5 protein-coding genes are annotated in these 8707 nt (G+C 37.0%); all 5 read left to right on the top strand.

What is annotated here, in order from left to right; genetic code table 11:
• Nucleotides 1–347: 347 nt before the first annotated feature.
• The 5 genes from AC13EX_RS19470 (at nt 348) to AC13EX_RS19450 (ending at nt 8706) form a co-directional block, all read left to right on the top strand.
• On the top strand, nt 348–851 hold the full coding sequence (locus AC13EX_RS19470) for an RNA polymerase sigma factor (RefSeq protein WP_048642805.1): 504 nt from the start codon (nt 348–350) through the stop codon (nt 849–851).
• 13 nt (nt 852–864) lie between these two features.
• On the top strand, nt 865–1518 hold the full coding sequence (locus AC13EX_RS19465) for a hypothetical protein (protein ID WP_482893971.1): 654 nt from the start codon (nt 865–867) through the stop codon (nt 1516–1518).
• A 496-nt stretch (nt 1519–2014) separates the two neighbouring features.
• Nucleotides 2015–3664 carry a hypothetical protein gene (locus tag AC13EX_RS19460; RefSeq protein ID WP_482893975.1) on the top strand — a complete coding sequence of 550 codons (1650 nt, stop codon included), beginning with the start codon at nt 2015–2017 and terminating at the stop codon, nt 3662–3664.
• A gap of 697 nt (nt 3665–4361) precedes the next feature.
• On the top strand, nt 4362–5507 hold the full coding sequence (locus tag AC13EX_RS19455; RefSeq protein WP_482893970.1) for an efflux RND transporter periplasmic adaptor subunit: 1146 nt from the start codon (nt 4362–4364) through the stop codon (nt 5505–5507).
• A 43-nt stretch (nt 5508–5550) separates the two neighbouring features.
• Entirely contained in the window at nt 5551–8706 is a 3156-nt protein-coding gene (locus tag AC13EX_RS19450) for an efflux RND transporter permease subunit (RefSeq protein WP_482893969.1), read from the top strand.
• Nucleotide 8707 lies beyond the last annotated feature (1 nt).

The raw sequence follows: 8707 nt of genomic DNA, 5'->3' as shown, positions 1-8707 counted from the left end.
AGCCACTTCGTTGCTGATTTCAATTCACCATAGCGGTGCTATGGTAAAATCTCCAAACAGTCTGATTGTCTTGCGATTGCAACACTTCCCGTAAACACGGGACAGGCTTCACCCCTGACATTGTCAGGGCGGAGAAATCCTATTACATAATCCGGGTTAAAATGACTTTAAAACCCTATTCAGATGGGGTTTAGCCATGAAATCAGGAAATTTCCGACTGGGTTTATTGCCCAATCCCACTTTTAGCGATATCCTGATATTTAGAATAAAACGTGATTTTTATATTTTTTTATTAATGCCTGTGATTATTTTCTTAAAATAACGAATCATTAAGAAAAGTAATCCCAATGACATTTTCTCAAAACAAGCTTTCGGATGAATTCTTAAAATATCTTGAACAAAATAAAGGCATCCTTTACAAAGTAGCCAGATCATATGGAAACAATGAGGATGAAATTAAAGACCTAATTCAAGAAATTTCTATCCAAGTTTGGAAGGCTTTTCCAAAGTATAAACAAGAATTCAAATTCTCAACATGGCTATATCGCATCGCTTTAAATGTTGCCATATCGAATTACAGAAAGGAAAAGGTACGAGCCCAAATAAACTCTCCTATGGAAGATCAATTTATCCAAATAGCGGCTCCAAAAGAAAGTACTCAAAATGAAAACATTCAGCAACTCTACCTCTTAATAAGCGAATTCAAACATTTCGATAGGGCCTTAATGTTGCTTTATCTGGATGAAAAAAGTTATGCTGAGATCGCCAATATTATGGGTATATCAGAATCTAATGTGGCTACTAAACTAAGTAGATTAAAAAAGAAATTAAAAGAAAAATTTTTAAAATAAACCAATATTAAAAATGAAAGAGCAAAATATTCTCAATTTATGGAAAGCACAAGACAGCAAAATTGAACAGATTTTGAAGTTGAACACAGAAATTCTCAAAGAACAAATAAGTCAAAGGTCTAAAAAAGCGCTTTTTGGCCTCAAGGCTGAAAAAATCACGGGATTGGTATTCGGTTCGCTTTATCTATTTATTTTGGGAGGCCTATTAGCGTATACTATAAAGTATTCTCCTTTTGCCAACAATTTTTTCCTGGTGGCAATTGCTGTAATTTTCCTAATCAATATTAAAGTATTTATTGATTACATCAAACACCTGGTTATGGCCAGCCAAATTGATTTTACGGGGCCTGTTATTGCCATACAGCAAGAATTGATGGAGTTGAAATTCAACCTGGTTCGAGACATGCGTTTCTGGTACCTGCAACTACCCTTTTACACACTATTTCAGCTTGGTTTTATAGATTTTTCCTCCAATATTCCAATGGTTTGGCTAGTCATTCAGCTTGTAATTACGCTCCTATTCACATTGGCTGCTATCTGGATTTTTATTCATATGAAACCAAAAAATGCATCTGATAAAAAGGTGAAATGGCTTATTGATATGGCAGGCGGGAAACAAATTGAAAAAGCAACTGAACATCTAATGGAAATCAAAAACTACCGTTAATAAAAATTAAGCTTTCAAAGGAATGCTTTTGCTGGATTCAATTGCAGGGTAAAGCTTACTGAGAGTGATGGTTTAATGAGATTAGAAAGGCTTATGCAGGATAATATTCCCAATTCCATTGCAATCTCACCCATTCTAAAAGGAGGTGATGCAAGCAAAGCGTAATTAAAGAAGCTTAGCCAATAAAACAACTCCGTCTTTTAGTAAAACACTCTAAGAAAATGATTATAGAGTCTTTGCAATATTAAATATAAGGTCAGTTCATGGCTCAGGCGAGACAAAAGGTTTTAATTCATATAGACTTGAAATTTAGAATGGAGGGATTTAAGAATACAGACAATAAAATTTAAAAACACTTTCAACGGCCTTGAATTATTGCTTTACCCTTGTATAATGTTTTTTGCATTTATGCATAAAAATCACCAGTTTGTCTTTTGATTTACTATCAAACGTATTAAATATTAATTCAACTGAACCTCCTAAAAATAACCCCATGATGAAAAATGTGCTCCTCTTGTTTTTTGTATTCACCTGTGTTTTTGTATCACATGGGCAAACCAAAAAACCACATGGAAATGTAGTAATAACATCTGATAAGAATTTAACACAAGTACAGGCCAAGTCAAATGGTGAATTGCATGTGAATGTTTCACCTAAGGATGTGCTTAAATTCAAATCAGATGGATTGGTTAAGTACAGTGACTTTGGTGCCAAGGGAGATGGGAAAACCGATGACATGAATGCTATCGCAGGTGCCCACGCTTTTGCTAACCAGCATTCTCTTAAAGTAAAAGCGGATAACAATGCGAAATACTTTATAAGTGGAAAAGAACGAACTGCCTATATTCAAACAGACACAGATTTCGGAACAGCAACTTTCATTATTGACGATACTAATGTAGAAAATCTCAAGGCCTCTATTTTTATTGTCAATTCCAACTTAGAATCTTTTAAGCTTGAAGGAATTACTTCCTTGAAAAGAGGGCAGAAAAAAATCGATGTCTCTCTACCTACTGCTTCACTTGTTACTGTGACCAATGCCAATGTAAAACACTATATACGCTATGGTCTTAATCAGGACAACGGATCTTCGCAAACTGATATTTTTGTTGTCGATAAAAACGGTAAAGTTGACATGGATGCGCCTATCATTTGGGACTTTGATGAAATCACAGAAATCACTGCACTACCAATAGATGATAAGACGCTAAACATCAAAGGTGGCCGTTTTGTAACTATTGCGAATCAAGATGAATCCAAATACAACTATTATAGTCGAAATATAGCTATAATGCGTTCTAATGTCATCGTTGATGGCCTTAGACATGAAGTAACAAAAGAAGGAGAGCACGGTGCACCCTATGGGGGATTCCTAACCATCAGAAATTGTTCCTACGTTACTGTAAAAAACACCGTACTTACCGGACACAAAACCTACCATACCACAGGTTCAGCAGGAAAACCTGTCTCTATGGGGACTTACGACATTTTAGTTGGAAATTCACTTAATGTCTCTTTCATCAATTGCAGTCAGACAAACGATATCGATGACCGAACTTATTGGGGTATAATGGGCTCAAACTACTGCAAAAATTTACTTTTCGATTCTTGTACCTTTTCAAGGTTTGATGCCCACAAAGGGGTAGCTAATGCCACTATTCGTAACTCCACCCTAGGTCACATGGGTATCAATGCCATCGGTAGTGGAACCTTACTATTGGAAAATTCCACGCTTCGGGGAAGAAGCCTTGTCAACCTTCGCTCCGATTATGGTAGCACATGGCAGGGGGAATTAATTATCCGCAATTGTATCTTCATCCCTAACGGAGGTAAAGAATCCAATGCTGCACTTATCAGCGGGTCTTATTCAGGCCAACATGATTTTGGTTATACCAGCTATATGCCGGAGAAAATTACAATTGAAAATTTGCAAATAGATGATTCTAACCATCCAGAAAACTATCAAGGGCCAGCTATTTTCACTAATTTCAATTCTAAAAATATTGACGACTCTTATCAGGAGAAATATCCTTACGTTAAAACCAAAAAAGTCATCCTCAAAGATGTTACTACTAAAAGTGGGAAAAGTCTGAGAGTAAGTGACAATCCATACATGTTTAAAGATGTGAAGGTGGTTAGGAAATAAATGTTAGTTAATTTCCTTCATGGACCGTTATAGTTAATAAGCTAAAAATAATAGCCTTACAAAACAAAATAGAGCCTGCCTGAATCAATCTGGTATTCAGAGCAGGCTTTTTTGCATTATGGATCTTATACATTTCAGGCTGACACTTTTTAATTGGATGATTTAGAAAATCTTTTTTCAAATTCTACAAATTTTGCTTACCAAAAAGGTATTGCTCTTCCTAATTGATCCTATTTTGAACTTTACGATAACCTTGGATCCATTTCAAAATCAATTATCTTAGCTATAATCCTATATTTCCACAGATATACCAACTTATGTTAAGGAGGTAAAAAGCCACAATCCCTATTTATTTTTTAGTGTACTTCAATATTTGATAGGTCAAAATTTTCTTTCTTGACCTTGCCCCCCCCTTTACTATCCGCTTAAAAATCGATCTCTATAAATATTTTTTTAATAAAATTATTTCTTAGAATAAGCCTATGTGATCTGAATAAAACTGCCTTTAAACATAATTTAAGGCTATTTTTTCTTTATTAAATTACAATTAAGCCTCTAGATAACCAGTCAAATAAGGTTTAATCCATTCATCACCAATTTTATTGGAATACTTTTTGAATAATTCACTGAAGAAAACATTCAAACGGTCGACTATCAACCTATACGGCCAGAAGAATATTAAAATTTTATATAAATAATGAGACTAATAAAATTAATTTTCAGCGAAAATATTTTGTTGACAACGGGAATAATAGCACTTTCTTTGGCAAACTATTCTTGTGACAGCAAGGGAGAACAAGTGAAAGTAGAAACACTTTCATTGCCGGTGACTACCGTAAAGAAAGATTCCGCAATCACTACATTCGAATACCTAGGCGCAATTGAGGGCAAGGTTAACGTTGAGATTCGTCCACAAGTTGAGGGATTATTGGATCAAATCCATGTGGATGAGGGGGATTTTGTTGAAAAAGGACAGCTATTATTTAGTATCAATTCCCAACCTTATGTAGAGCGACTCAAAAATGCACAAGCAGCAGTAGAGGTAGAAAAGGCGAAACTAGAGAATGCCAAAATCGAAATGGAAAGGCTACAACCGCTTATTGACCATGAAGTGATTTCCGAGGTACAAATGAAAACTGCCCAATCGAATTTCGGTGTGGCCAAGGCTTCACTTGCTCAAGCACAGGCTTTGAAAGCTACTAGTGAGATCGATATGCAATTCACAAGAATAAAAGCTCCTGTAAGTGGATACATAGGACTGATTCCCATGCGTGTAGGGAATTTATTATCGAAAGGTGATGATGAACCAATAACCACCTTATCAGACATCAGTGAGGTCTATGTTTATTTCGCGATGAGTGAGTCCAACTACCTTTTTTATAAAAAGATGAAAGAAGACTCAACAGCCCGAAGGTTAAATCCAAATGTGAAATTAATACTAGCAGATGGGACTATCCACTCGGAGGAAGGGATAATTGATGCGGATGCTGGTCAAATAGACCGAAATACCGGAGCCATCACCTTAAGGGCTAAATTTAATAACCCTGACAAACTTCTTAGAAGTGGGAATACAGGTAAAATCATTTTAGAACAAATCCATCCAAATGTATTAATGGTTCCACAAGAATCAATAACAAAGGTTCAAGACAAAACTTTTGTTTTCACCCTTATGCCAGACAGTACGGTGAGAAGGAAAGAGGTAAATATCTCCGGCAAAGCAGGTCAAAATTATATTTTGAAAGCGGACAACATTTCCGAGGGAGAAACAATCATTCAATCGGGAGTGAATAAAATTAAAGATGGGATGAAAGTGGAAGCCTACCAACAAAAACAGCTTCCTTAAAAACGCTGATTCTTTAAAACTACAACAACCAACTTTTATTTATATGATTAAGAAAATAATAGACAGGCCTGTTTTGGCCTCAGTTATTTCGATTTTAATAGTGATTGCTGGGCTGATCAGTTTGATGCGACTCCCTGTAACTCGATTTCCTGATATTGCACCGCCTAGTGTAAACGTAGGTGTTAGCTATCCTGGTGGAAATGCCGAAACGGTCGCTAAATCTGTATTGTTACCTTTGGAAGAAGCCATCAATGGGGTAGAAAACATGACCTACATTCGCTCCAAGGCCACGAACTCGGGAAGAGGAAGCATCAATATATTTTTTAAGCCAGGGACTGATCCGGACATCGCCGCAGTCAATGTTCAAAACAGTATCTCCCGAGAGATCGGTGAACTACCTCCCGAGGTAATTCAAGAAGGGATCTCCGTAGTAAAACGGCTTAGTGGCAATATTATGACAATCAACATTGTTGCCGAAAGTGAAGACACCCCTTATGATGAGACCTTTATACAGGCTTATTCCAGGATAAATGTAAAACGGGAATTATTAAGAGTAGAAGGTGTTGCCCAAGCCTCTTTTGTCGGAAGGAGAACTTATGCCATGAGGGTATGGCTAAACCCAGAGAAACTGGCACTTTATGGTCTTGTGCCCCAAGACATAACCAATCAAATCAATGACCAAAACTTTGAAGCAGCTCCTGGTAGATTTGGTGAAACTTCAGAAGAGATTTTTGAAACCATTATCAAGCACAAAGGCCGATTTAGTACGCCTGAAGAATACGAAAACATTGTCATTAAATCCAACAAAGATGGATCCATTCTATACCTAAGAGATATTGCCAGGGTAGAGCTAGGTGCTTCTAATTTGGGTAGTGACAATACCGTAAATGGAAAGCCCGCTGCCACCATTAATATCACCCAGACAAGTGACTCCAATGCCAAAGAAATAGATCAGAAGATACGGGAGGTAATGGAGAAAATCTCTAAAAATTTCCCTGAAGGAATTACTTATGAAATATCCTATTCAGTAAGAAACCAAATCGATGAATCCATTGATCAGGTTGTACATACCATTATTGAGGCCTGTATTCTGGTGTTTATCGTCGTATTTATCTTTTTACAAGACTTAAGATCAACCATTATTCCAGCAATAGCAATTCCTGTTTCATTGATAGGTACCTTTTTCTTTTTACAACTGCTGGGTTTTTCTATCAATGTACTCACCATGTTTGCCTTGGTACTGGCCATAGGTATCGTAGTAGATGATGCCATAGTTGTAGTGGAGGCAGTGCACCACAAAATGACCCATGGGAAAATGCCTGCAAAAAAGGCAACGGTAGCAGCAATGAAAGAAATTTCCACTGCCATTATATCAATTACCATCGTAATGGCTGCAGTATTTGTGCCTGTAGGCTTTATGGAAGGCCCTGTTGGGTTATTTTATCGACAATTTGCCTACACCTTGATTTTCGCAATCCTTATTTCAGCTTTAAATGCCTTGACTTTAAGTCCTGTTTTATGTGCATTATTGTTAAAGCCTGCAAAGGTTTACGAAGATGAATCTGCAAGTAAATTTTCCCGCATAAAGCACAGGATTTTTACGGCTTTTGAATCAGGATTTGATGCCTTTACAAATAAATATGTTGGGTCAGTCACCTACCTTTTACATAAAAAATGGATCCCACTTAGTGCTTTGGTCGTGCTTTTAGTGCTAACCGTTTTGATGTTCAGGAGTACACCCAGTGCATTTATCCCTGCAGAAGACGACAGTTTCCTAACTTACTCCCTGACCATGCCTCCAGGGTCTTCTTTGCATAGAACTTCCGGGCCAATGCATCAGGTGGATTCTATTCTTAGAAACCACCCTTCGGTGAGAAGTGTCAATAGTATTTCAGGTTTTAATGTAATGGAAAATGCCCCTAGCCCTTCTTTTGGAATGGGATACATAAACCTTAAACCTATAGACAAACGTGGTGAAACTCAGGAAATCAATGCGTTAATCTCTGAATTAAAAAACAAACTGTCTCATATTCCAGAAGCAGAAATCAATGTTTTTGCTAGACCGACAGTTCAAGGATTTGGGGAATTTTCAGGTCTTGAAATGATTATTCAAGACCGGGTAGGAGAAAGTTTTACCGATTTCAACTTAGTAGCAGATGAATTTATTGCTGCTGTAAATGAAAGACCGGAAATCGAAAAGGCCTTCACCACCTTCAATGCAAATTTCCCTCAATACCAAATGAACATTGATTATGTAAAGGCCAAGAACATGGGTGTGAGTGTGCAAAATATGATGAGATCTGTACAAGCCTATTTTGGAAGACTTCAATCTGGAGATTTTAATCGATTTGGTCGCCAATATAGGATTTTTGTTCAAGCAGATATTCCTTATCGTACGGAGAAAAAATCCATGGATGCCATTTTTGTGAGAAATAACCTTGGAGAAATGGTGCCTGTCAATACCATGGTCACACTCGAAGAAGTGAATGGTCCAGAAATAGTGAATCGTTACAATTTATTTAATTCAATTACTGTCAATGCTACACCTGCGGATGGTTACAGTACTGGAGATGCATTAAATGCAATTGAGGAAATTGCAGCTGAACTGCCAACCAATTATAGTTATGAATGGACAGGGATGAGCTTGGAAGAGAAAGAATCAGGTTTTCAAACAGCCATCATTTTCATTCTAAGTATTGTATTTGTTTTCTTCCTTTTGGCAGCCCAATATGAAAGTTATTTACTTCCATTTGCCGTTTTACTGTCAATCCCATGTGGTTTATTAGGTGTATTTGTCGCCATCAATCTTGCAGGAATTGACAACAATATATATGTGCAGGTCAGTATTATCATGCTTATAGGCTTACTGGCAAAAAATGCGATTTTGATTGTTGAATTTGCTGCACAAAAGAGAAAACAAGGCATGAGCATATTCAATGCAGCTGTGGAAGCTTCTCGACTGCGAATTAGACCTATAATCATGACTTCTTTTGCCTTTATTGCCGGGTTGATTCCCTTGATGCGAACGATGGGTGCTTCTGCTCAAGGTAATAAATCTGTTAGTATTGGTGCTGCAGGAGGAATGCTTTTCGGTGTAATTCTTGGGATTTTCATCATCCCTACCCTTTATATGGTTTTTCAACATCTTCATGAAAAGACCAGAAAAAACCCAGGTAAAAACATTCCTGTAGAAGCCTAAA

This window comes from Cyclobacterium sp. L-R, from assembly GCF_056859355.1.
The sequence above is the reverse complement of the archived record's forward strand: the minus strand, read 5'-3'. Positions and strand labels throughout refer to the sequence as shown.

What these genes read in the sequence shown, in the direction of transcription:
- AC13EX_RS19470 (WP_048642805.1), top strand. Translation starts at nt 348, where the DNA reads ATGACATTTTCTCAAAACAAGCTTTCGGATGAATTCTTAAAATATCTT.
- AC13EX_RS19465 (WP_482893971.1), top strand. Translation starts at nt 865, where the DNA reads ATGAAAGAGCAAAATATTCTCAATTTATGGAAAGCACAAGACAGCAAA.
- AC13EX_RS19460 (WP_482893975.1), top strand. Translation starts at nt 2,015, where the DNA reads ATGAAAAATGTGCTCCTCTTGTTTTTTGTATTCACCTGTGTTTTTGTA.
- AC13EX_RS19455 (WP_482893970.1), top strand. Translation starts at nt 4,362, where the DNA reads ATGAGACTAATAAAATTAATTTTCAGCGAAAATATTTTGTTGACAACG.
- AC13EX_RS19450 (WP_482893969.1), top strand. Translation starts at nt 5,551, where the DNA reads ATGATTAAGAAAATAATAGACAGGCCTGTTTTGGCCTCAGTTATTTCG.